This window comes from Kitasatospora sp. YST-16 (genome assembly GCF_026802215.1).
GTDB classification, from domain to species: domain Bacteria; phylum Actinomycetota; class Actinomycetes; order Streptomycetales; family Streptomycetaceae; genus Kitasatospora; species Kitasatospora cineracea.
In genome coordinates, this window is the sequence record NZ_CP113837.1 from 6664997 (window position 1) to 6687290 (window position 22294).

The window sequence follows — 22294 nt, forward strand, 5'->3', positions numbered from 1 at the left end:
GTGCGCGTCCGCGGACCGCTCCCCGCCACCACCCTGTCGCGCGCCGCCTCCCCGCTGCGCCTGACCGCCGCCCACGCCCTCGACCTGCCCGGCCACTCCCCGCTCGCCGCCGACCCCGACCTGCGCACCTTCACCGCCGACCTGTCCCGCCCGTACGGCGTGCAGCTCGACGAGGACGCGCTGGCCGGGGCCCGCGGGCAGTCGTACGCCGCGCTGGCCGAACGCGCCATCGACGCCCTGACCGACCCGGCCCGCCCGGTCGACCTGCTGCTGCTGGTGTACGCCACGCCCGACGTCCGCCCCGGACAGGCCGTGGCCCTGCACCTCGCCGGGGTCTGCCCGGGCGCGCCGCTGTCCTTCGCGCTCTGCGACGAGGGCGCCGGCGCCGGGTTCAGCGCGCTGCGGATCGCCGACGCGTACGCCCGCACCGCCGGGGCCCGGCGCGCCCTGCTGATCGCCGTCGAACAGGCCGACCTGCACCACCGCCCGCACCGGCCCGCCCGGCTCCCCGACCGGCACTCCGCCGCCGCCCTGCTCTGGGAAGCGGACCCGGAGGCCGGAACGCCCGGCCGCGCGCTGCGGGAACTGCACAGCACACCGGACCTGACGGACCGTCAAGTCGACGTCGCACTCAGGGAGTTGTGCGCCGAACTGCCCGCCGACACGGTGCTGCTGCTCGGCCCCGGCCTGGCCGCCGCCACGCCGCCGCCCGGCCCGCGGACCCGCACCGCCCGCCCCGGCAACCCGTACACCGGCGGCTGGGCCGCCCTCGGCGCGGCCCTCGCCGACCCCGGACTGGCCGGCCGCCCCCTCGCGCTCGCCGACCACGAACCGGAGACCGGCCGTCTCGACCTCGCCCACTGGGCACCCGCGGAACCCGCCCCGTGACCGCCGCCCGGCCGGGCCCACAGCCGGTCCCACAGCCGGGCCCGCCGCCGTTCCCACGCCACCCCGCGCCCTCGCCCCCGCCGCTGCCGCCGACCACCGGCCCCGACCCTGACCGAGGCAGAGCCATGAGCACCCGCCACCCCGACGACGCCACCCCGCTGCCCACCGCCGCGCCCGGCGTCCAACTCCAGCCCGCCGCCTACGAGAAGCTGCTCGGCGCGCTGCGCGAGTCGATCGCCCGGCTGGCCGCCGACGAGCCCTTCGAACGGCTGGTCGTCCCGCCGGTGATCTCCCGCGCCACCATCGAACGGGCCGGCTTCGCCGCCTCCTTCCCGCACCTGCTCGGCACCGTGCACAGCTACACCGGCAGCGCCTCCGAATGGCGCGGCCTCGCCCCGCTGATCGCCGAGTCCGGCCCCTGGCACGCCAGGCAGGAGATCACCGACCTGGTCCTGCTGCCCGCCGCCTGCTACCCCGTCTACGCCACCCTGACCGGGCAGGACCTCGCCGCGCCCGTCCGCTACAGCGTCGAGGCGCAGTGCTTCCGGCAGGAGGCCACCGCCGAACCCGGCCGGCTGCGCAGCTTCAAGATGGCCGAACTCGTCACCGCCGGCACCCCCGCGCACTGCCAGGAGTGGCGCGAGCACTGGCTGCGGCGGGTCGCCGACTGGCTGGAGGGCCTCGGCCTGAAGCCCTCGGTCGAACTCGCCGACGACCCGTTCTTCGGTGGCGGCCGCAAGCTCTACCAAGCCGCCCAGCGCGCCCAGGAGTTGAAGTTCGAGCTGCGCGTCCCGGTGGCCGACGGCCTGCCCCAGGCGATCGCCTCCGCCAACATCCACAAGGACCACTTCGGCGAGGCCTTCGACTTCACCGCCGACGGCGCCACCGGCCACACCGCCTGCACCGCCTTCGGCCTCGACCGGATCGCCCTCGCCCTGCTGCACGCCCACGGCCCCCGCCCCGTCGACTGGCCCCCGCACATCGGCACCGCCCTGAACGGAGACTGACACCGTGTCAGCCGCACCAGCCGGGAACACCCCGGAGCACACCACCCTCACCCTGCACTACCGCTCCACCGCGCCCGAGGCCGAGGGCCCGCTCACCCTCGGCCAGGACAACATGATCCGCTGCCTGCGCCACGACGAACCCTCGCACATGAACAAGCAGGCCACCTGGAGCGTCCCGCCCGGCGCCGAACTCCCGGCCTGCCTCGATGCGTTGCGCACCCTCGCCGAGCGGCACGCCGCGCTGCGCACCGTCTTCCCCGGCCCCGCCGACCGCCACCCCGAGCGCCAACGCGTCCGTGCCGCAGGGGAGTTCACCGTCCAGGTGATCGCGCTCGCGGACGGCGAGGACCCGGCCGCCCGGGCCGAGGCGTACTGCTGGGACGGGCGGCGGCAGGCGTTCGACCTGGCCGCCGAGTTCCCGCTCCGGTTCGCCCTGCTCACCCGGGACGGCGCGCCCGTGCTGCTCGCCGTGGTCATCTGCCACGCCCAACTCGACGGTGTCGCCACCGGGTTGCTGTTCCAGGAGTGGCTGACCCTGGCCGCCGGCGGCACCCTGCCCCCGCCCACCGCGCCCACCCCCGTCGACGTCGCCGAACAGGAGCAGTCCGTCTCCGGGCAGCGCCGCACCAAGGCCGCCCTGCGGCACTGGGAGCACATCCTCGCCGACCGGCCCACCTCGGTGTTCGCCGACGACCGGATCGGCCCCAACGACACCCTGCTGCCCACCCTCGGCGTCCGCTCCACCGCCGGCGCCGCCGCCCTGGAACGCGCCGCCACCCGCACCGGCGCCTCCAACTCGGCCGTCCTGCTGGCCTGTTACGCCGTCCTCGCCGCCCACCGGGCGGCCCGCTCCACCGTGGTGATGGCCGCCCTCTCCGCCAACCGCCACCGCCCCGGCCTCGCCGACCACATCGGCACCCTCGCCCAGGACGCCCTGCTCGCCGTCGACACCGACTGCCCCGACCTGGACACCCTGATCGCCCGCACCCAGGCCCACGCCCTCTCCGGCTACTGGCACGCCACCTTCGACGCCGAACGGATCTGGCAGCTCATCGAGGACGTCGCCGTCCGCCGCGGCGCCCGGTTCGCCCGGCACGTCGTGGTCAACGACCTCAGCGCCACCGTCCCCGCCGAGATCGCCGCCGCCCGCCCGCTCCCGCCCACCGAACCCGACCTCGCCTGGTACCCCGCCGAACCCACCCCCACCCGGCTGATGCTCAACATCTGGCGCACCGCCGGCTGCCTCGAGTTCACCCTGCACACCCACCCCGACGTCCTCGACCGCGAAGAGACCGAACTCTTCGCCCACGCCCTGCTCCGCCTGCTCGACCTCGCCGGCACCCGCAACGTCACCCTCGGCCCCGACAGCGAGATCGCCCCCCTCAGCGGCCTGCCCACCGCCCGCCGCGACAAGGCCCGCTGGCAGCGGGTCGGCACCAACTGGATCGACCTGGACGCCGTCGCCGACCTGCTCCGCACCGCCCTCCCCACCGCCCGCGACATCGAAGTCACCTGGGAACACGACGAGTTGAGAGCCACCATCGACCCCGGCCCCACCCCCCTCACCCCCGCCCAGGCCCACACCGCCGTCATGACCGCCCTCCCCGGCCACGACACCGCCATGGCCCCCCAGCGCTACGTCCTCCCGCACGCCACCGGCACCGGCCGCGACTGAACGGGCCGGAGTCGTCCGGACGGAGCAGCCGGGTTCCGGTCCGGGCGCGTCGTGGCGTCGGGGGTGGGGCGGGGCGGTGAGGATGGGCAGCGATCCCCCTTCCTCTCATGCCGGAGTGCACCATGGAGCTGTTCCCGCCCCTGCCGCTGGAGTCGTGGCGGGACACCAAGGAGACACTGCACCGTTTCGCCCAGGTCGTCGGCAAGATCCGGCTGGCCGGCAGCACCCGCCGCAACCACTGGTGGAACGTCCCCTTCCACCTGACCGGACGCGGCATCACCACCCGCCCCACCGGCCCGACCCGCGGCGGCGACGCGTTCACCGTCGACTTCGACTTCACCGACCACCGCCTGTACGTGCGCACCCTCGACGGCGCCGAGGACTCCTTCCCGCTCACCGGCCGCTCCGTCGCCGACTTCTACCGCGACACCCTGCGCGCCCTGGTCCACCTCGACATCGACGTGCTCCCCGACCACCCCTACCCCTACGACCTGCCCGACGCGCACCGCCCGTTCGCCGACGACCACGAGCACCGCAGCTACGACCCGGCCGCCGTCACCACCTACTGGCACGTCCTCAGCCAGGTCGCCCTGCTGCTGGAGGAGTACGCCGCCGGGTACGCGGGCAAGACCAGCCCCGTCCACCACTTCTGGCACACCTTCGACCTCGCCGTCACCCGCTTCTCCGACCGCGAGGTCCCCCAGCCCGCCGCCGACCCGGTCACCCGCGAGGCGTACTCCCGCGAGGTCATCAGCGCCGGCTTCTGGTTCGGCGACGACAACGTCCCCGCCCCCGCCTTCTACTCCTACACCGCCCCCGAACCGGCCGGCCTCGACACCCGCCCGCTGCACCCCGCCGCCGCCCGCTGGATCCCGAACCGGGGCAGCCACCTCGCCCTGCTGACGTACGACGAGGTGCGCACCGCCACCGACCCGTGGGCCACCGCCCTGGAGTTCCTCGAATCCGCCTACCGGGCCGGCGCCGACCTGGCCGGCTGGGGACGCGACCGCGAGTGCCCCGGCGGCATCACCGACACCGAACTGCGCAGGCTCCCGGGCACGGAGACGGACACGGACACGGACGCGGAGGCAGGCGCGGACCGGGAGCGCTGACGGCAGGGCGGATCAGCGGATCAGTAGAAGTGCCGCAGCCGGGGCCACAGTCGTGACCACGGGGCGGCCGCCCCGGTGCAGAGCAGCACCGGCGCGTGCTGCTCCTCGTTGGCCACGCCCCGGCCGTTGTCCACCACGGCGACCTGCCGGCAGCCGGTGAAGGCCCGTTCGACCTGCGGGTACGGCTCCGGGTGGACCAGCAGAACGGGGCCGGTCGCGGAGTCCGGCGGCGGGCCCCAGTCGTAGAAGGACATGTGGCCCGAGTACGTGGCGGGCAGGCCGTAGCGGTCGCCGTAGTGCACCAGCGCCCCCGCCTCGCCGTAGTCGGTGGCGAACACCACCGCCCGCCCGCGCTGCTCCGGAGGGACCTGCGCCCACCCCGCGCCGACCGCCGCCACCAGCTCGGGCCAGCCCACCTGTTCGGCCGACTCCGGATAGATCCAGGAGACGGCCGCCAACCGGCCGGCGGGCAGCACCGGCAGCGTGATCAGCGAGTTGACCAGCGCCGCGACCAGCAGCAGCCCCACCAGCCGGACCCGACCGCGCCGCGTCCCGCCACCGTCCCCACCACTGCCAGTGCCCGCGGACGCCCACCAGCGCTCCGCGACGGGCCCGCACCCGGCCGCCAGCACCAGCAGCAGCGGCGGCAGCGCGTAGTACGGCTTGCCGCCGAGCAGCAGCACCAGCCCGCACAGCACCAGGTACGCATACCCCAACGGCCGGGCCCAGCGCACCCGTTCGTCCTCGCGCAGGCGGCGGAACCCGGCCAGCCAGATCGGGATCAGCACGGGGGAGAGGTAGACCAGCTGCATCGGGACGAAGGTCAGCCGGTTGGTCAGGCCGTCCTGGTCGCTGATGCCCGAGGCGACGGTGAGCTGCGGCCAGCCGTGCACCGCCTCCCAGTACAGGTTGGGTGCTGCCACCAGCAGCGCCAGCAGCGCCCCGGCCGGCAGCCACCGGCCGCGCAGCACCGCCCGCGGCCCGGGCCCGCCGTCGCCCGGGCCCGGCCCGGCGAGGGCGATCGCGGGCAGCAGTGCGACGGCCAGCAGCAGCACCAGGTCCTTGTTCAGCAGCGCGACCCCGGTCACCGCGCCGATCACCGGCCACCAGCGCCGGTCGCCGGTGCGCAGCAGGCGCAGCACCAGCACGCCGAGCACCGTCCAGACGAACAGGTCGAAGCTCGCCGTGCTCAGCATGTGCCCGAGCGCCAGCACCATCGCCGACACCGCCGCCCCGGCCGCCGCCAGCGCCTGCCCGGCCCGCCGTGCCCCCAACTCCCGTGCGGCGAAGGCGACCAGCGCCACCGTCGCCCCGCACAGCAGCACCGCGACCGCCCGCAGCCCGGCCGGACCGGTACCGAACACCGCCGTGGACAGCCGCGCCAACAGCGGTGTCAGCGGCGGCTGGTCGACGTACCCCCACGCCAAGTGCCGCCCCGCCGCCAGGAAGTACAGCTCGTCGCGGTGGAACCCGTACCGCCCCGCCAGGGCGGCCTCCACCGCCACCACCGCGGCCGCGATCCCCAGCACCGGCCCGACCGCGAAGCGCGGCAGGCCGGCCGCCGGGCCCCCGGCCCGCACGACGCCGCCACCGGCGGGCGCGTTCCCCCGAATGCCCATGGCGCGAGTGTGGCAGAGCCCGCCCGCCCCGCCCATCGGGGAGAACCCTGATGCCCCGTCAGGGTCGCTCCGGGACAAGGGGGGGCGTCAGGTCCAGGCGGGGAGGCTGCCCTCCTGGTAGCGGGCGCCGAAGCCGCCGGTGGGGAGGACGGCGTCGACGGCGGCGAGGTCGTCGGCGTCGAGGGTGAGCCAGGCGGCGCGGGCGTTCTCGGACATCCGGGTGGCGCTGCGGGTGCCGGGGATCGGGACGATGTGCTCGCCGCGGGCGAGCAGCCAGGCCAGGGCGAGCTGGGGGAGGGTGGCGCCCTTCTCGGTGGCGAGTTCGCGCAGGCGGGCCACCGCGGCCAGGTTCTGCTCGTAGGCGCCGGGCTGCCAGCGCGGGTCGTGGTTGCGCATGTCGCTCGGGTCGTACTGGCCGGCCGGTTTGGTGGCGCCGGTGAGGAAGCCGCGGCCGAGCGGCGAGTACGCGACGAAGCCGATGCCCAGCTCGTCCAGGGTCGGGAAGAGCTGCTCGGCGTCCCGTTCGAACAGCGAGTACTCGGTCTGCAGGACCGACACCGGCTGGACGGCGTGCGCGCGCCGGACCGTCTCCGGGCCCGCCTCGCTCAGCCCGAAGTGGCCGACCTTGCCTGCCTCGATCAGCTCCTTGACGGTGCCGGCCACCTCCTCGATCGGGACGGCCGGGTCCACCCGGTGCTGGTAGAACACGTCCAGCCGGTCGGTGCCCAGGGCGCGCAGGCTGTTCTCGGCGACCTTGCGGATGTTCTCCGGGCGGCTGTCGAAGCCGAAGCCCCGCTCGGTGCGGGCGAAGCCGAACTTGGTGGCCAGCACCACCTCGTCGCGGAAGCCCCGCACCGCCCGGCCCACCAGCTCCTCGTTCGAACCGGTGCCCCAGTTGTACAGCTCCGCGGTGTCGAAGAAGGTCACGCCCAGCTCGTACGCCCGCCGCAGCGCCGCGACACCGGCCCGCTCGTCGCCCGGCCCGTACGCCATGGTCAGGCCCATCGCGCCGTAGCCGATCGCGGAGACGGTCAGGCCCCGGCTGCCGAGTGTCCGTTGCTGCATGAGAAGCCTCCAGTGCGCAGGATCCAGAACCGAACGGTTCGGTTCGGCCCGGTTCGCAGCCTACGCCCGGCCCGGGCCCCCGCCAAACCGGACGGTTCGGTCCTGGCCGATGGCGGGCTCCTACCGGTGGCGGATTCCTACCGGTGGCGGGCTCCTACCGGTGGCGGATTCCTACCGGTGGCGGGCTCCTACCGGTGGACGTCCTGGCGCCGGAACAGCAGCGAGACCGCGCCCAGCCCGAAACCGGCCGCGATCGACACCAGCCCCAGCACCAGCGTCACCCCGACCGGCCGCCGCCCCGCAGCGTCCAGCTCCCCGGCCCCCGCGCCCTCGCCCTCGCCCTCGCCCGGACCCGCTGGCGCGGAGAGCGCGGCCGGCGAACCGGCCGGAACGGGCGGGTCCGAGCCGGCGGCGGGCGACGGCGTCCCCGTCCCCTCGTCGGCACCGGCCGACGACCCCGCCGGGGACGGCAGCGCCGCCACCACCGGATCGGGCGACACCGGGGCGGACGCCGAAGCGCTCGAGGTCGCGGACCTGGACGCGGACGCGGAACCGGACGGGGAGGGCGAGGGCGACGGGGAAGGAGAAGGGGAAGGCGACGGACCGGCGTAGCGGAACACCGCCTGCGGCTGGCTGCGCCCCTCCAGCAGGCCCACGTCGCGCCCCGCGGCGTCGACCAGCCGGTAGCCGGCCACCCCGTTCGTCCCCACCGCGTACCGGCCGCCGGGCAGCGCGGCGTCCAGCCCGATCCGGGCCTGGAAGGTCAGCGTCCCGCGCGGCTCGACGGCGAACGGCCGGGCCGGCGCCAGGCCCCACCCCGTCCCGCTGTGCGTGTCGGAGGGCCGCCAGTCACCGGTGGCCGGGTCCTGCCACTCGACCGAGACGCCGTCCTGCGGCCCGGACGGGTCGTCCAGGTCGGACACCCGCAGGAACAGCGAGTCCACCAGCAGCCGGTAGTGCGACGTCGAAGCGACCGTGACGACCGCCGTGAACCCGCCCCCGCCCGCCACCCGCGACGGGACCCCGGAGATCCCGGTCACCAGGTACCCGTTCCCGGGCCCGGCCCCCTGGCCGCCACCCGGGTCGGCCGAGGCCGACCCGACGGCGGACAGCGCCGGGAACAACACCGCGACGGCCAACAGCACCACCGCACGGACGACGCGCCGCGCCATGAGAACCCCCGAGTCGAAAGGCCCGGCCCGCCATCCCGGTCCCGCCGGTCCCGCACCCACCCGCAGCGTATCCACCCCGGCGGCAACGAAGCCACCATGCCGGGGTCAACTGCCGGAGAACAACCCCCGCCCCCCGCAAGCCCGTTCGCATCGCGCCCCGGTCGGCCCCGCCCCCGCCACGGCGTCCCCGTAGCCCGGTCCCCGTGCACCGGCCCCGTAGCCTGGACCCCGTGCACCGGCCCCGTAGACCTGATCGGCGGCCGCCCCGGCGGGGGCGGGCCGGGGGCGCGGGCGCGCCGCGGGGCGGGTTCGTGGTGGCGGGGGCCGAGGTGGTGCTGGTCGGGCACTTCTCCGCCAAGCAGCGGGACTTCGAGGCGCTGATGGACGCCGCGGCCGCCGCGCTGACCGCCCGGGGCGCCCGCGTGGTGGCCCGGGCGGTGCAGCGGCGGGGCGTCTCGGCGGGCGGGGCGCGCAAGATGGGGCTGCCGCACTCGGAGCGGACCCTGCTGAGCGGCGGCAAGGCCCGCGAGGTGGCCCGGCTCTGCGAGCGGACGGCCGCCGCGGCCGCCGTCTTCGTCCCCGACCTGACCGCCCGCCAGCGCCACGCCCTGACCGCCCTGCTGGGCCGCCCCGCCCTGGGCCTGCCCGAGGCGCTTAGGGTGGGGGCCGTGGCCGACACCCCGATGACGCAGCAGCCCCTGCCCGACGAGCCCGACGAGCCCGGCGAACCGGAGGGGCTGGACGAGCCGGAGGGACTGGACCGGCTGGTGACCGAGGCGCGGCGGGACGGGGGCGCCGGGATCGACCTGCTGCCGACGGTGGAACTGGCCCGGCTGATGAACGCCGAGGACCGGACGGTACCGGAGGCGGTCGCGGAGGAACTGCCCGCGATCGCGGCGGCCGTGGACGCGATCGCCGAACGGATGCGGCGCGGCGGGCGGCTGGTGTACGCCGGGGCGGGGACGGCCGGGCGGCTGGGCGTGCTGGACGCGGGGGAGTGCCCGCCGACGTTCGGTACCGCGCCCGGGCAGGTGGTCGGGCTGATCGCGGGCGGCCCCGGCGCGGTCACCGCCGCCGTCGAGGGCGCCGAGGACGGCCGGGCCGCCGCCGTCGCCGACCTGGACGCGCTGGGCCTGGGCGCCGCCGACACCGTGGTCGGCGTCTCCGCCTCCGGCCGCACCCCGTACGCGCTGGCCGCCGTCGAGCACGCCCGGGCGCTCGGGGCGCTCACCGTCGCGCTGGCCGGCAACCGGGGCTCCGCGCTGGGGGCCGCCGCCGAGCACCGGATCGAGGTGGTCACCGGGCCCGAACTGCTGTCCGGCTCCACCCGGTTGAAGGCCGGGACGGCGCAGAAGCTGGTGCTCAACATGATCTCGACGATCACCATGGTCCGGCTCGGCAAGACCTACGGGGACCTGATGGTCGACCTCCGGGCGAGCAACGACAAGCTGCGGGCCCGGGCCCGCCGGATCGTCGCCCTCGCCACCGAGGCCGAACCCGCCGCCGTGGACGCCGCGTTGGCCGCCACCGGCGGACGGGTCAAGGACGCGATCCTGCTGCTGCTCGCGGACGTGGACGCGCCCCGCGCGGCCGACCTGCTGGCCCGCCACGACGGACGGCTGCGCGACGCCCTCACCAACTCCCGTACCGCCGAAGGGAACTGACGGGCCGTCAGAACTCCTGCTCGGCCCAGATGGTCTTGCCGCGCGGAGTGTGCCGGGTGCCCCAGTTGCGGCAGAGCTGGGCGACCAGCAGCAGGCCGCGGCCGCCCTCGTCGTCGTTGTGGGCCCGGCGCAGGTGCGGGGCGGTGCTGCTGCCGTCGGAGACCTCGCAGATCAGCAGCGAGCCGTCCCGGATCAGCCGCAGCCCGATCGGCGGCAGGCCGTAGCGGACGGCGTTGGTGATCAGCTCGCTGACCACCAACTCGGTGACGAAGGACGCCTCTTCGAGCCCCCACTCGGTGAGCTTCGCGGCCGCCAGCTTGCGGGCCCGGGCCACCTCGGACGGGTCGTGGCGCAGCGCCCAGTCGGCGACGTCCTGGGTGTGCAGGGACTGGGTGCGGGCCAGCAGCAGGGCCACGTCGTCGGACGGGGCGTCCGGGCCGAGGGTCGACGACAGCACCTGGTCGCACAGGTCCTCCAGGGAGCCGGCGGGCGCGGTGAGCGCCGAGCCGAGCCGGTCGAGGCCGAGCCCGGGGTCGCCGCGCAGCTCGGAGGCGCGCAGCAGCCCGTCGGTGTACAGGGCCAGCACGCTCCCCTCCGGGACCTCCAACTCGACGGCCTCGAACGGGAGTCCGCCGAGGCCGAGCGGCGGCCCGGCCGGGAGCTCGGGGAACAGCACGGTGCCGTCCGGGCCGACCAGGGCCGGGCCGGGGTGCCCGGCCCGGGCCAGCGAACAGGTCCGGGTGACCGGGTCGTACACCGCGTACAGGCAGGTCGCGCCGACGCTGCTGCCCGCCCAGGCGGTGCCGCCCTCGGGGAGCTCGTCCAGGTCGACCCGGAGCACCAAGTCGTCCAGGTGGGTGAGGAGTTCGTCCGGCGGCATGTCGATGTCGGCGAGGGTGCGCACCGCCGTCCGCAGCCGCCCCATCGCCGCCGAGGCGGGCACGCCGTGGCCGACCACGTCGCCCACCACCAGGGCCACCCGGGCGCCGGACAGCGGGATCACGTCGAACCAGTCGCCGCCGACACCCTCCCGGCCGCCCGCGGGCAGGTACCGGAAGGCGACCTCGACCGCGGCCTGCCGGGGCGTCCGGCTGGGCAGCAGCGAACGCTGCAACGCCAGTGCGGTGTCCCGCTGCTGGGTGTACTGGCGGGCGTTGTCGATGGACAGCGCGGCGCGCGCCGTCAACTCGGTGGCCAGCAGCAGGTCGTCCTCGTCGAACGGCTCCGGCGAACGGTGCCGCAGGAAGATCGCCACGCCCAGCGTCACCCCGCGCGCGGTCAACGGCACCAGCAGCGCCGAGTGGATGCCGAACTCCTCGGCGCGGCGCTCCCGTTCGGGCTCCTGGGCGATCCACGAACGGATCTCCGGATCCCGGTAGTCCGAACGCAGTGGGCGGCCCGCGGCCAGCACCCGGGCCATCGGCGAATCAGGGACGATCACGTCCCCGCGCCCCGCCGCGACCGCCGACTCCGGACAGCCCGGCAGCACCGACCGCTGGGCGACCCGGTAGAACACCAGCCCCGCGCTCGACGGCGGACCGCCCCCGAACACCGAATCCAGCAGGTCGACCCCGACGAAATCGGCGAAGCCGCCGACCGTCACCTCCGCCAACTCCTGGGCGGTGCGCTCCACTTCCAGCGTCGAGCCGATCCGCAGGGCGGCCTCGCCGAGCAGCGCCAGCCGCCGCCGGGCCCGCTCCTCCACGGAACCCGGCGCCAACGCGGGCCCCACCGGCCCCGGCCCGGCCGACCCGGCCGCCGCCGGGCGCAGCGGCTGGGCGGACACCACCCAGGCCGGCTCGCCGCGCGCCGTCCGCACCGGCACCGCGCCCAACTCGACCGCCACCGGCTCCTCCTCGGACCGGCACAGCCGCAGCATCCCGGTGAACGGCTCGTGCCGAACCACCGCCCGCAGCAGGGCGACCGGCGCCTCGCCCGCCAACAGCTCGACCGCCGGCCGCCCCAGCACCCGGCCCGCCCCGAACCCCGTCAACCGCTCGGCCGCCACCGACCAGCCGGTCACCACCCCGCCGCCGTCGACCGTCGCGGTCGCCGCCCGGCCCGTCACCCGAGTCGCCATGTCCGTCCATCCCCTCTCGGAGCAGCAACCACCAGGCCGTCCTTCCCAGCATCGCCGCCCGACCCGACCGCCCCAAACCGCCACGCCGGAAAACCCCACACCCCACGACAGCCGGCCCCGGAGCCCGTTGCAGCCGCGCGCGAGGCCGGTGCGGTCGGTACAACTGCTGCAGCCGTTGCAGCCGCTCCGGAAAACAGTTGGGCCGACCGGTCCGTGCGGTGGAAGGATGCCCGCCCGGGACGGGAGAGGTGGGGCGGGCATGGGACTGGACTACGGCTACGAGGTCATCGTGCCCCCGCAGAACGTCGCCCGGGCACTGGCCCGGCTGGTCGAACTCGCACCCCGGGGCCGCAACGCGCCGCCGCTCCCGGTCACGCTGCCGGGCGGCGAGCGGCTGACCGTACCGTTCACCTCGCACTTCCGGAGCGAACCGGTCGACTGCTCCGCAGGCGGCACGCTCGACCTGGACACCTCGCTGATGATCGGCGTCGACGACGCGGTGCGCGAGTTCCACCTCCGCGACGACCGCGGGACCGACGAGCGGGGAAGGACGCGGGTCGGGTACGTCTACCTGACCGTCCGGTTCTCGCCCCGGGAATACCCGGGCTTCACGTCACTGGAGTTCACGGCGGCCACCTCGGACATGAGCCGGATGTTCGAGCGGTCCGCCAGCGTCAGGAAGGTGTTCACCGACCTCACCGCCGCCGCCGGCGGAGTGTGCTGCCTGCTCGACACCGAGACCGGCAGCTACGACATCTGCTGGCTCAACGGCGAGACGGTCAGCGGCGAGACCGTTCCGGGCAGCCGCTTCCCGGACTTCCGGGCCCTCGTCGCAGCCTGGCGCGAGCCGGCGGACCGGAACGGCAGCACCTGAGCCGCCGGGCCCGTCCGCCCTGTCCGGAAACCGGACGCCGAACCCTTGATCACCGTCGGCCCGGTGGCCAGAATGGGGCCGGAGCCCCGCCCGACCGGAGCCCCGTCCCACCGGCGACCCGGTCGACCGGCGGGTCGTGGACCTTGCCGATCCCCCCTGCGCGGGCTCGTGGGCTCGCGGATCTCGGAGGACGCCATGAACCGACCGGCCGCCCCGGAGCAGGACTACGGCCGGGCCTGCCCGACCGGCACCGGCTTCGGGCTGCACCACGTGCAGCTCTCGATCCCGCCCGGCAGCGAGGAGGCGTGCCGGGCCTTCTACGTCGGGATCCTCGGCATGACCGAACTGGCCAAGCCGCCGGTGCTGGCCGCGCGCGGCGGCCTGTGGGTGCGCGCCGACGACCTGGAGATCCACCTGGGCGTGGAAGAGGACTTCCGGGCGGCCCGCAAGGCCCACCCGGGCATCCGGGTGGCGGACCTCGACGGCCTCGCCGCCCGGCTCACCGCCGCCGGTGTCGAAGTGACCTGGGACGGCGCCTTCCCCGGCCACCGCCGGTTCTACGCCTGCGACAACTCCGGCAACCGGCTGGAGTTCCTGCAGCCCGACGGCCCCGCACCGCGCTGGTGAACCCGCCGCCCGGCGGCCGGGGCGTCAGCCGCCGGTGACCGACCGGTGCAGGCCGGCGAAGGCGGCCTCGAGTTCCGCCGCGTCCACCGGGCCGGACTCCATCCGCAGCAGGCAGGTCCCGTCGTCGCCGTTCGGGGTGAGGACGGCGAGCAGGACCAGCCGGGACGGCCCGTGGCGTTCGATCGTGAGGTGGAGCGGGTTGTTGCGGCCCTCGGTCAGCCGGCCGTCGAACACCCGGGCGTGCGGCGCCCGCAGGCCGGCCAGGACCCGCGCGGTGAAGTCCCCGACCTCCGGGTCGTCCAGGGCGGTGGTGAAGTCGGCGCGCAGCGCGGACGCCCAGTCGGCCGTCACCCGCCACTCGCCGCCGCCGAGGTAGGTGAGCTCCACCCGGGCGTCCTCGGTGCCGATGCGGATGGCGCGGTCCCGCATGCCGTTCCTCCTCCGACCCCGGACGCTCCGGCACCCCGCCGGGCCCGTGGGGCCACACCCTAGCGGGCCGGTCCGACCGGACCGGTCCGGTCGGCCGGGGCCGGACGTGGCGGCTGGTTGCCGATCACCGGGAGCCGTACGGTACGGGCGGGGAGCCATTCGTTACCCGGGTGGAAACTTCTCCCCCGGCAGGGGTACCGGACGCCCGTGGCCTGGGGAAACATGGGGGCCGTCGGTACCGAGAGACAGAGGAGTCAGGCCATGGGCCCTGCCGAGAACGTCCAGCACCACGAGCGGCAGGACGGCGCGCTGCCCGGCGCGGCCGAGTCGGCGGCGAACTTCCGGGCCGCGCGCGAGGTGCTGTGGCGGTACGCGGAGGACTACGAGGCGGCGTACCGGGAGTTCGCCTGGCCGGAGCTCGGCGAGTTCAACTGGGCGCTGGACCACTTCGACCCGATGGCGCGCGGCAACGACCGGCCCGCGCTGTGGGTGATCGAGCCGGACGGCACCGAGCGGGTGCACAGCTTCGACGAGCTGGCCCGGCGCTCCGACCGGGTCGCCAACCACCTGCGCGGGCTCGGCCTGGGCCGCGGCGACCGGGTGCTGGTGATGCTCGGCAACGTCAGCGAGCTGTGGGAGGTGATGCTCGGCGCGATCAAGCTGGGCGTGGTGCTGATCCCGGCGACCCTGCTGCTGTCCGCCGAGGACCTCGCCGACCGGCTGGAGCGCGGCGAGGTGCGCGCCGTGATCGCCGCCGCCGAGGTCGCCGACCGGTTCGCCGGACTGCCCGGCGCGCCGCTGCGGATCGCCGTCGGCGGCCCCGCCCCCGAGGGCTGGCAGGACTACGCGCAGGTCGACACCGCCGCCGAGGAGTTCACCCCCGAGGGCGTCACGCTCGCCGCCGACCCGCTGCTGCTGTACTTCACCTCCGGCACCACCTCCAAGCCCAAGCTGGTCGAGCACACCCACGCCTCGTACCCGGTCGGCCACCTGTCCACCATGTACTGGATCGGCCTGCGCCCCGGCGACGTGCACCTCAACATCTCCTCGCCGGGCTGGGCCAAGCACGCCTGGAGCAACCTGTTCGCGCCGTGGAACGCCGGGGCGACCGTCCTGGTCTTCAACTACGGCCGGTTCGACGCCCAGCAGCTGCTCGACGTGATCACCCGCTGCAAGGTCACCACGCTGTGCGCGCCGCCCACCGTGTGGCGGATGCTGATCCAGGCCGACCTGGCCGCGCACCGCACCGAGCTGCGCGAACTCGTCGGCGCCGGCGAGCCGTTGAACCCCGAGGTGATCGAACAGGTCCGCGCCGCCTGGGGGTTGACCATCCGCGACGGCTTCGGCCAGACCGAGACCACCTGCCAGATCGGCAACAGCCCCGGCCAACCCGTCAAGCCCGGCTCGATGGGACGCCCGCTGCCCGGCTACCACGTCGCCCTGCTCGACGCGGACGGCAAGCCCGCCGACGAGGGCGAGCTCAGCCTCGAACTGGCCCGCCGCCCGCTCGGCCTGATGCGCGGCTACCGGGGCGACGCCGAACGCACCGCCGACGCCATGCGCGACGGCTACTACCGCACCGGCGACGTCGCCGCCCGGGACGCCGACGGCTACATCACCTACGTCGGCCGAGCCGACGACGTCTTCAAGGCCAGCGACTACCGGATCTCCCCGTTCGAGCTGGAGAGCGTCCTGATCGAGCACCCCGCCGTCGCCGAGGCCGCCGTCGTCCCCTCGCCCGACCCGCTGCGGCTGGCCGTCCCCAAGGCGTACGTGCTGCTGGTCGAGGGGCGCGAGCCGAGCCCCGAACTGGCCCGGGACATCCTCAAGTTCACCCGGGAGAAGCTCAGCGCCTACAAGCGGATCCGCCGCCTGGAGTTCGGCGACCTGCCGAAGACCATCTCCGGCAAGATCCGCCGGGTCGAGCTGCGCACCCACGAGGCGCAGCGCGGCGAGGACCGCAACCCGGACGAGTACTGGGACACCGACTTCCCGGAACTGCGCCAGGGCTGAGGGCGGGTAGGGCGGGAGGGTGGTAGAGGAGGGGCGGGCGGAAAAGGGTTTCCGCCCGCCACCGGGGCGCCGATAGGATCACCGCACCTCCCGGGCGTGAGCGCAGAGGCAGACGCGCCGCTATCGCATGGCGGATCACGCCGGTTCGAATCCGGCCCCCGGGAGGCCCGCACGACGGGCCCCGTAGCGCAGAGGCCGACGCGCCGCACTGCACATGCGGAGCACGCCGGTTCGAATCCGGCCGGGCCCACCTCGCCGCCCCGTACCGCCACCCCCGTACCGCCGCCCCCGTACCGCCACCCCCGGAGGACCGCCCGATGAGCACGCCCCCGTCGAGCCCCCCGGAGGAGCCGGACGAGGCCGAACTCGCCGCCTTCGAGCGGACGTTGGGACGGCTGTGGCTGCTGCCCGCCGACCACCCGGTGCGGCTGCGGGCCGAGCGCGGCGCCGAGTCCTTCGTCCGCGACGGCCGGCACGCCCGCCGCCGCACCCGCCGCACCGAGACCGCCCGGGCCGACGCCGCGCTGGTCGGCGCCACCGCCACCGGCGGCACCGGCCGCCGCGAGGACGCCCCGCTGCCCGCCGCCGGGCCCGCCCCGGTCGGCGAACTCGCCCGCCCCCAGCGCTGCTACGTCTGCAAGCAGCCCTACCGGCAGGTCGACGGCTTCTACCACCGGCTGTGCCCCGGCTGCGCGCAGGACAACACCGCCCGCCGCGCGCTCGGCACCGACCTGGCCGGGCGGCGGGTGCTGCTCACCGGCGGCCGGGTCAAGATCGGCTTCCAGCTGGCCCTGATGATGCTCCGCGACGGCGCCGAGCTCGTCGTCACCAGCCGCTTCCCGCACGACACGCTGCGCCGCTTCCGGGCCGCCGAGGGCAGCGCGGGCTGGCTGCACCGGCTGCGGATCGTCGGCATCGACCTGCGCGACCCGCGCCAGGTGCTCGGCCTGTGCGAGCAACTGCGCACCGAGGGAAGGCCGTTGGACATTCTGGTGAACAACGCCGCGCAGACCCTGCGCCGCCCGCCCGAGTCGTACGCGCTGCTGGCCGCGGGGGAGCGGGCCGCCCTGCCCGAGTCCGGCACCGGGCCCGCGCAGGTCGTCCACGCGCCCGGGTTCCGCCCGATGCCCGCGCTCACCGCCGCCTGGCCCGCCGCCGAACTCGCCACCGCCCCGGGCACGTTGCTGCCCGCCGGGGTCGACACCGCGGCCGTCGACGAGGCCGGGCTGCTGCCCGACAGCGCGCCGCGCAACTCCTGGTCGGCGACGCTCGGCGGCCTCGACCCGGCCGAGGTGCTGGAGACCCAGCTGGTCAACGCGCTCGCCCCGGCGCTGCTCTGCGACCGGCTGCTGCCGCTGCTGGAGGCGTCCGAGCACCCGCGCCGCTACATCGTCAACGTGACGGCCGTGGAGGGCCGTTTCGCGGTCCGCAACAAGATGCCCGGCCATCCGCACACCAACATGGCCAAGGCCGCGCTCAACATGCTCACCCGCACCAGCGCCGACGAACTCGCCACCCGCGGCGTCTACATGTGCGCGGTCGACACCGGCTGGATCACCGACGAGAACCCGGCCCCCAAGAAGTCCCGGCTGGCCGGCCGCGGCTTCCGCACCCCGCTGGACATCGTGGACGGCGCCGCCCGGGTCTACGACCCGATCGTCCGCGGCGAGGCCGGGGATCCGTCCGTGGGCGTCTTCCTGAAGGACTATCGGGTGGCGGAGTGGTGAGCGCAGCCCCTAGCATCACCGCGACGGACCCGTAGCGCAGAGGCAGGCGCACCGGTCTCCAGAACCGGAGGACGTCGGTTCGAATCCGACCGGGTCCGTCACCCCGGGGTGGGGCCGTAGCACAGCGGCAGATGCACCGGCCTGCCTAGCCGGAGGACGCCGGTTCGAATCCGGTCGGTCCCGCCCCCGGGAGAGCCCCGTCGGGCAGAGCCGTCCAACAAGTCGGGCAGAGCCGTCCAACAAATCGGGCAGAGCCGTCCAACAGGGTCGTCGGGCCCGGTCGCCCGGGTCCGGCCCGGCGAAGAGCCGCGGGCGGCGGAGACGAGTGGCAAGGAGCGGGAATGGTCCAGGAGTTCGCCGGAGTCCCGTCGGTCGTGCCCCGCCCGGCCGCCGAACTCGCCCCGCTGCTGGCCTGGTTGCGCACCGGCACCGGCACCGACCGGCGGATCGACTTCCCGGCCGGCACCGCCCTGCCGGACGGCCGGCTCGACCTGTGCAAGCAGCAACTCGGCCCGCAGGGCGCCCGCTTGGTCGCCGACGCACTCGCCGAATCCGCCCGGAGCGCGGAGGACGGCGAGGCCCCCGTGCGGCACCTGCTGCTCGGCACCGACGGCCTCGGCGACGACGGCGCGGACGCGTTCGCCGCCCGCGCCGCCGAAACCCCGGTCCGCACCCTCTACCTGGGCTGCAACGGCATCACCGCGGCCGGCGCCTGCCGGATCGCCGACCGGCTGCGCGCCTCGCCGCAGACCGTCCGCGCGCTCTGGCTCAAGCGCAACCCGCTCGGCATCCGGGCCGGCCAGGCCGCCACCGAACTCATCGCCGCCGCAGAGGAGTTGCGCACCCTCGACCTGGTGCAGACCGGCCTCGACCCGGCCGGCCTGGCCGTCCTCGTCGACGCCCTGCTGACCGGCGGCCGCCACTTCGAACGGTTGTACTTCGGCGGCAACCCGCTCGGCCCGGCCGGCGCCGAACCGCTGGCCCGGCTGGTCGCCGCCGGGGCCACCGACGAGCTGTACGCCTCCGCCGCCGGCCTCGGCGACCCGGGCGCGCGCACCCTCGCGGCCGCACTGCGCACCGCCCCGTACGGCGCGCTGCGCCGCCTCTCGCTGGCCAGCTCCGGCCTCGGGCCGGACGCCGCGGCCGAGTTGACGGCCGCCGCGGCCGCCGCCGGGGTGGAACTGCTCGACCTGGGCCGCGTCGCGGCCGCCCACGCGCTGGGCGCCGCCGACAACCGGATCGACCTGGCTGCCGCCGACCGGATCGGCGCCGCGCTGGCCGCCGCCCCGCACCGGCTCGACCACCTGGTGCTCACCCGCACCGGCGTCCGCAGCCGCGAGGCGCACCGCCTGCTCGACCACGCGGCGGGCGCCGCCACCCCCACCCGCTACCTGCTGGGCAAGGGCGTCGCCGCCACCGTCCGGCACCGCCTGAACGCCCTCAGCGCGGCCGTCCCGCCGCCCGCCCTCGCCCCGGACGTGGCGGCGGTGCACAGCGTGCACCGCACCGCCGCCGCGGAGGGGTGAGTCAGCGGGCGGCCATCCGCAGCGCGCCGTCCATCCGGATGGTCTCGCCGTTCAGGTAGTCGTGGTCGGCGATCATCGCGACCAGCTTGGCGTACTCCTCGGGGCGGGCCAGCCGCTGCGGGAAGGTGACGGTCGCGGCCAGGCCGGAGCGGACCTCCTCGGAGAAGCCCGCCATCATCGGGGTGTCGACGATGCCGGGGGCGATGGTGACCACCCGGATGCCGTACTGGGCCAGGTCGCGGGCCGCGGTGATGGTCATCCCGGCCACGCCCGCCTTGGACGCGGCGTAGGCGATCTGTCCGACCTGGCCCTCGAAGGCGGCGATCGAGGCGGTGTTGACGACCAGTCCGCGCTGCCCGGCCCCGTCCGGCTCCTGCCCGGACATCGCCTCCGCGGCCAGCCGCATCACGTTGAAGGTGCCGACCAGGTTGACGTTCAGCACGCCGCGGAACAGGTCCAGGTCGTGCGGGCCGCGCCGGCCGACCACCCGCGCGGACGGGGCGATGCCCGCGCAGCTGACCGCCAGCCGCAGCGGGCGGCCGTCGGCGGCGATCCGCTCCAGCGCCTCGCGGACCGGCTGCTCCTCGGTGACGTCCGCCCCGAGCAGGGTGACGCCGGCGGGCTGCGCGGGGGCGGACTCGACGGCCTTGGGCAGGTCGAGGCCGTAGACGGTGGCGCCGAGCGAGGCCAGGTGGGCGGCGGTGGCCGCGCCCAGGCCGGAGGCGGCGCCGGTGACCAGGGCGGCGGAGTTGGACAACTGCATGGTGGAACGTCCTTTCCGAGAAGGCGGGTCGGTGTCAGCGGGTGGCGAACTGGCGGCTGATCACCAGGCGCTGGATCTGGTTGGTGCCCTCGAAGATCTGCATGATCTTCGCCTCGCGCATGTACCGCTCGACCGGGAAGTCCCGGGTGTAGCCGTAGCCGCCGAGCACCTGCACCGCGTCCGTGGTGACCTTCATCGCGGCGTCGGTGGCGACCAGCTTGGCCACGCTGGCCTGCCGGCTGAACGGGCGGCCCAGGTCGCGGCGGCGGGCCGCGTCCAGGTAGGTGGCGCGGGCCGAGTCGACGGCGGCGGCCATGTCGGCGAGCAGGAAGCCCAGGCCCTGGTGGTCGACGATCCGGCGGCCGAAGGTGGTGCGCTCGTTGGCGTACGCGACGGCGTGGTCCAGCGCGGCCTGGGCCAGGCCGGTGGCGCAGGCCGCGATGCCGAGCCGGCCCGAGTCGAGGGCGGAGAACGCGATCGGCAGGCCCTGGCCCTCGGCGCCGATCAGCCGCTCGCGCTCCAGCACCGCACCGTCCCAGTACGCGGCGGTGGTGGGCACCGCGTTCAGGCCCATCTTCTCCTCCGGCGGGCCGAAGGTCAGGCCCTCCGCCTGCCCGGGCGCCAGGAAGCACGACACCCCGTGCGGGCCGGGTGCGGTGCGGGCGAACAGCGCGTAGAAGTCGGCCTTGCCGCCGTGGGTGATCCACGCCTTGGTGCCGGTGATCCGGTACCCCTTCTCCACCGGCTCGGCCTTGCAGCTCAGCGCCGCCGCGTCCGAGCCCGCGTGCGGCTCCGACAGGCTGTAGCCGCCCACCAGCTCACCCGCCAGCATCCGGGGCAGCCAGCGCTCCTGCTGCTCGGGCGTGCCGTACGCGGTCAGCGGGTGGCAGGCCAGGGTGTGCACGCTGGTGGCCACCGCGACGGCCGCCCAGCGGGACGCCAGCTCCTCCAGCACCTGCAGGTACACCTCGTACGGCTGGCCGCCGCCGCCGAACTCCTCCGGGTAGGGCAGGCCCAGCAGCCCGGCCTGCCCGAGCAGCGCGAACAGCCCTTCCGGGTAGCGCTCCTCCTTCTCGTGGGAGGCGACCTTGGTCGCGAGTTCCCTGTCGGCGAGATCGCGGGTCAACGCGATCAGGTCCGCGGCTTCCTCGGTGGGCAGCAAGCGATCCACGGCCATGTTCCGGCTCCAAGCGGTACGCAAAGCGGTACGTCAGTACCGGAAAGCGTAGCGCAGCAGGGCCGGGCCAGGGCAGACCCCGGACGGGCGGGTGTCCGAACGGAGGGGCCGGCGGGCACCCGGACGGCGGGACGGGTGGCGGGACGGGTGGCGGGACGGACGGCGGAGCGGACGGCGGGACGGGTGGAACCGGCCGGGCGGAGGGAAACGGCCGGGCCGGCAGGGGCGACTGTCATACTGGCCGGGTGATCGACAGCGCAGCCGCAGACCGGCCCACCGGACGGGGCGCCGCCCGCCGCAGTGAGCTCTTCGAGGAACTGGTGGCGCTGTTCGTGGCCGAGGGCTTCGCCCGGTTCACCCTGGACGACCTCGCCGCCCGCCTGCACTGCTCCAAGCGCACCCTGTACGGGCTGGCCGGCTCCAAGGAGCAACTGGTCCGCGCCGCCGTGGTGCACTTCTTCCGCGAAGCCACCACCCGGGTCGGCGCCGCCCTGGCCGCCGAGACCGACCCGGCCGCCCGGCTGGCCGCCTACCTGCGCGCCGTCTCCGCCGAACTCGCCCCCGGCTCGGCCCGCTTCTTCGACGACCTGGCCGCCTTCGAACCCGCCGCCGAGGTCTACGGCCGCAACACCCGGGCCGCCGCCCGCCAGATCCAGCGCCTGATCGAGGACGGCGTCGCGGCCGGCGCCTTCCGCGAGACCCACGTCGCCTTCGCCGCCGACGTGATCAGCTCCGTCATGGTGCGCATCCAGCAGCGCCAGGTCGCCGAAGCCACCGGCCTGGCCGACGCCGAGGCGTACGGGCACCTGGCCGAACTCCTGCTGCACGGCCTGCTGCGCTGAACCCTGCCCCCGGGGAGCGCTGTCGGCGGGCCGT

Annotated in this window: 18 protein-coding genes and 4 tRNA genes; 15 read left to right on the top strand and 7 right to left on the bottom strand. The window is 75.5% G+C overall.

Annotation, left to right across the window (positions count from 1 at the left end; translation table 11 throughout):
- The 4 genes from OU787_RS30045 (at position 1) to OU787_RS30060 (ending at position 4682) form a co-directional block, all read left to right on the top strand.
- Positions 1-888 carry a hypothetical protein gene (locus tag OU787_RS30045; protein ID WP_051817604.1) on the top strand — a complete coding sequence of 296 codons (888 nt, stop codon included), beginning with the start codon at positions 1-3 and terminating at the stop codon, positions 886-888.
- Between the two features lie 125 nt (positions 889-1013).
- Positions 1014-1895 (top strand): aminoacyl--tRNA ligase-related protein, encoded by an 882-nt coding sequence (locus OU787_RS30050; protein WP_030463095.1) that lies wholly within the window; start codon positions 1014-1016, stop codon positions 1893-1895.
- 4 nt (positions 1896-1899) lie between these two features.
- Entirely contained in the window at positions 1900-3570 is a 1671-nt protein-coding gene (locus tag OU787_RS30055; RefSeq protein WP_051817606.1) for a condensation domain-containing protein, read from the top strand.
- A gap of 122 nt (positions 3571-3692) precedes the next feature.
- A complete protein-coding gene (locus tag OU787_RS30060) occupies positions 3693-4682 on the top strand; it encodes a DUF5996 family protein (RefSeq protein WP_051817611.1) in 990 nt (329 codons plus the stop codon).
- 20 nt (positions 4683-4702) lie between these two features.
- Here the strand turns inward: OU787_RS30060 and OU787_RS30065 are convergent, their stop codons facing one another.
- The 3 genes from OU787_RS30065 to OU787_RS30075 form a co-directional block, all read right to left on the bottom strand.
- Positions 4703-6301 (bottom strand): glycosyltransferase family 39 protein, encoded by a 1599-nt coding sequence (locus OU787_RS30065; protein ID WP_081967236.1) that lies wholly within the window; start codon positions 6299-6301, stop codon positions 4703-4705.
- An 87-nt stretch (positions 6302-6388) separates the two neighbouring features.
- Positions 6389-7366: an aldo/keto reductase gene (locus tag OU787_RS30070; protein ID WP_030463099.1), complete on the bottom strand. Its 978-nt coding sequence runs from the start codon at positions 7364-7366 to the stop codon at positions 6389-6391.
- Positions 7367-7554: 188 nt separating this feature from the next.
- The gene (locus OU787_RS30075) at positions 7555-8538 is read right to left on the bottom strand and encodes a hypothetical protein (RefSeq protein WP_030463100.1); all 984 of its coding nucleotides are present in this window, start codon (positions 8536-8538) and stop codon (positions 7555-7557) included.
- Between the two features lie 683 nt (positions 8539-9221).
- Here OU787_RS30075 and murQ point away from each other — a divergent pair.
- Positions 9222-10202, top strand: coding sequence for an N-acetylmuramic acid 6-phosphate etherase (murQ, locus tag OU787_RS30080; RefSeq protein ID WP_081967239.1), 981 nt, complete (start codon positions 9222-9224; stop codon positions 10200-10202).
- A 7-nt stretch (positions 10203-10209) separates the two neighbouring features.
- Here the strand turns inward: murQ and OU787_RS30085 are convergent, their stop codons facing one another.
- Positions 10210-12282 (bottom strand): SpoIIE family protein phosphatase, encoded by a 2073-nt coding sequence (locus OU787_RS30085; protein ID WP_268661264.1) that lies wholly within the window; start codon positions 12280-12282, stop codon positions 10210-10212.
- Between the two features lie 259 nt (positions 12283-12541).
- Between OU787_RS30085 and OU787_RS30090 the strand changes: the two genes are divergently transcribed.
- Together OU787_RS30090 and OU787_RS30095 are read left to right on the top strand one after the other, a co-directional pair.
- Entirely contained in the window at positions 12542-13156 is a 615-nt protein-coding gene (locus OU787_RS30090) for a hypothetical protein (RefSeq protein WP_268661265.1), read from the top strand.
- Between the two features lie 195 nt (positions 13157-13351).
- Positions 13352-13783 carry a VOC family protein gene (locus tag OU787_RS30095; protein WP_051817613.1) on the top strand — a complete coding sequence of 144 codons (432 nt, stop codon included), beginning with the start codon at positions 13352-13354 and terminating at the stop codon, positions 13781-13783.
- A gap of 24 nt (positions 13784-13807) precedes the next feature.
- On the opposite strand, the gene OU787_RS30100 is transcribed toward OU787_RS30095, so the two are convergent.
- Entirely contained in the window at positions 13808-14212 is a 405-nt protein-coding gene (locus OU787_RS30100; protein WP_268661266.1) for a hypothetical protein, read from the bottom strand.
- 261 nt (positions 14213-14473) lie between these two features.
- Between OU787_RS30100 and OU787_RS30105 the strand changes: the two genes are divergently transcribed.
- The 7 genes from OU787_RS30105 to OU787_RS30135 all read left to right on the top strand — a co-directional run bounded on the left by OU787_RS30105 (position 14474) and on the right by OU787_RS30135 (position 19478).
- On the top strand, positions 14474-16225 hold the full coding sequence (locus OU787_RS30105; RefSeq protein WP_268661267.1) for an AMP-binding protein: 1752 nt from the start codon (positions 14474-14476) through the stop codon (positions 16223-16225).
- An 89-nt stretch (positions 16226-16314) separates the two neighbouring features.
- Positions 16315-16389: transfer RNA gene (locus tag OU787_RS30110), tRNA-Ala, on the top strand.
- A 12-nt stretch (positions 16390-16401) separates the two neighbouring features.
- Positions 16402-16475 (top strand) — tRNA-Cys (locus OU787_RS30115).
- Between the two features lie 67 nt (positions 16476-16542).
- The gene (locus OU787_RS30120) at positions 16543-17952 is read left to right on the top strand and encodes an SDR family NAD(P)-dependent oxidoreductase (protein ID WP_268661268.1); all 1410 of its coding nucleotides are present in this window, start codon (positions 16543-16545) and stop codon (positions 17950-17952) included.
- Between the two features lie 25 nt (positions 17953-17977).
- Positions 17978-18050: transfer RNA gene (locus OU787_RS30125), tRNA-Trp, on the top strand.
- 12 nt (positions 18051-18062) lie between these two features.
- Positions 18063-18135, top strand: a tRNA-Gly gene (locus OU787_RS30130).
- A 158-nt stretch (positions 18136-18293) separates the two neighbouring features.
- Positions 18294-19478, top strand: a complete 1185-nt coding sequence (locus tag OU787_RS30135) for a ribonuclease inhibitor (protein WP_268661269.1) — start codon at positions 18294-18296, stop codon at positions 19476-19478.
- A 1-nt stretch (position 19479) separates the two neighbouring features.
- Here the strand turns inward: OU787_RS30135 and OU787_RS30140 are convergent, their stop codons facing one another.
- Both OU787_RS30140 and OU787_RS30145 read right to left on the bottom strand, forming a co-directional pair.
- The gene (locus OU787_RS30140; protein WP_268661270.1) at positions 19480-20241 is read right to left on the bottom strand and encodes an SDR family NAD(P)-dependent oxidoreductase; all 762 of its coding nucleotides are present in this window, start codon (positions 20239-20241) and stop codon (positions 19480-19482) included.
- A 34-nt stretch (positions 20242-20275) separates the two neighbouring features.
- Positions 20276-21418 carry an acyl-CoA dehydrogenase family protein gene (locus OU787_RS30145; RefSeq protein WP_030463110.1) on the bottom strand — a complete coding sequence of 381 codons (1143 nt, stop codon included), beginning with the start codon at positions 21416-21418 and terminating at the stop codon, positions 20276-20278.
- A gap of 245 nt (positions 21419-21663) precedes the next feature.
- Between OU787_RS30145 and OU787_RS30150 the strand changes: the two genes are divergently transcribed.
- Complete coding sequence (locus OU787_RS30150) at positions 21664-22260, top strand: TetR/AcrR family transcriptional regulator (RefSeq protein ID WP_030463111.1); 597 nt, start codon at positions 21664-21666, stop codon at positions 22258-22260.
- Positions 22261-22294 lie beyond the last annotated feature (34 nt).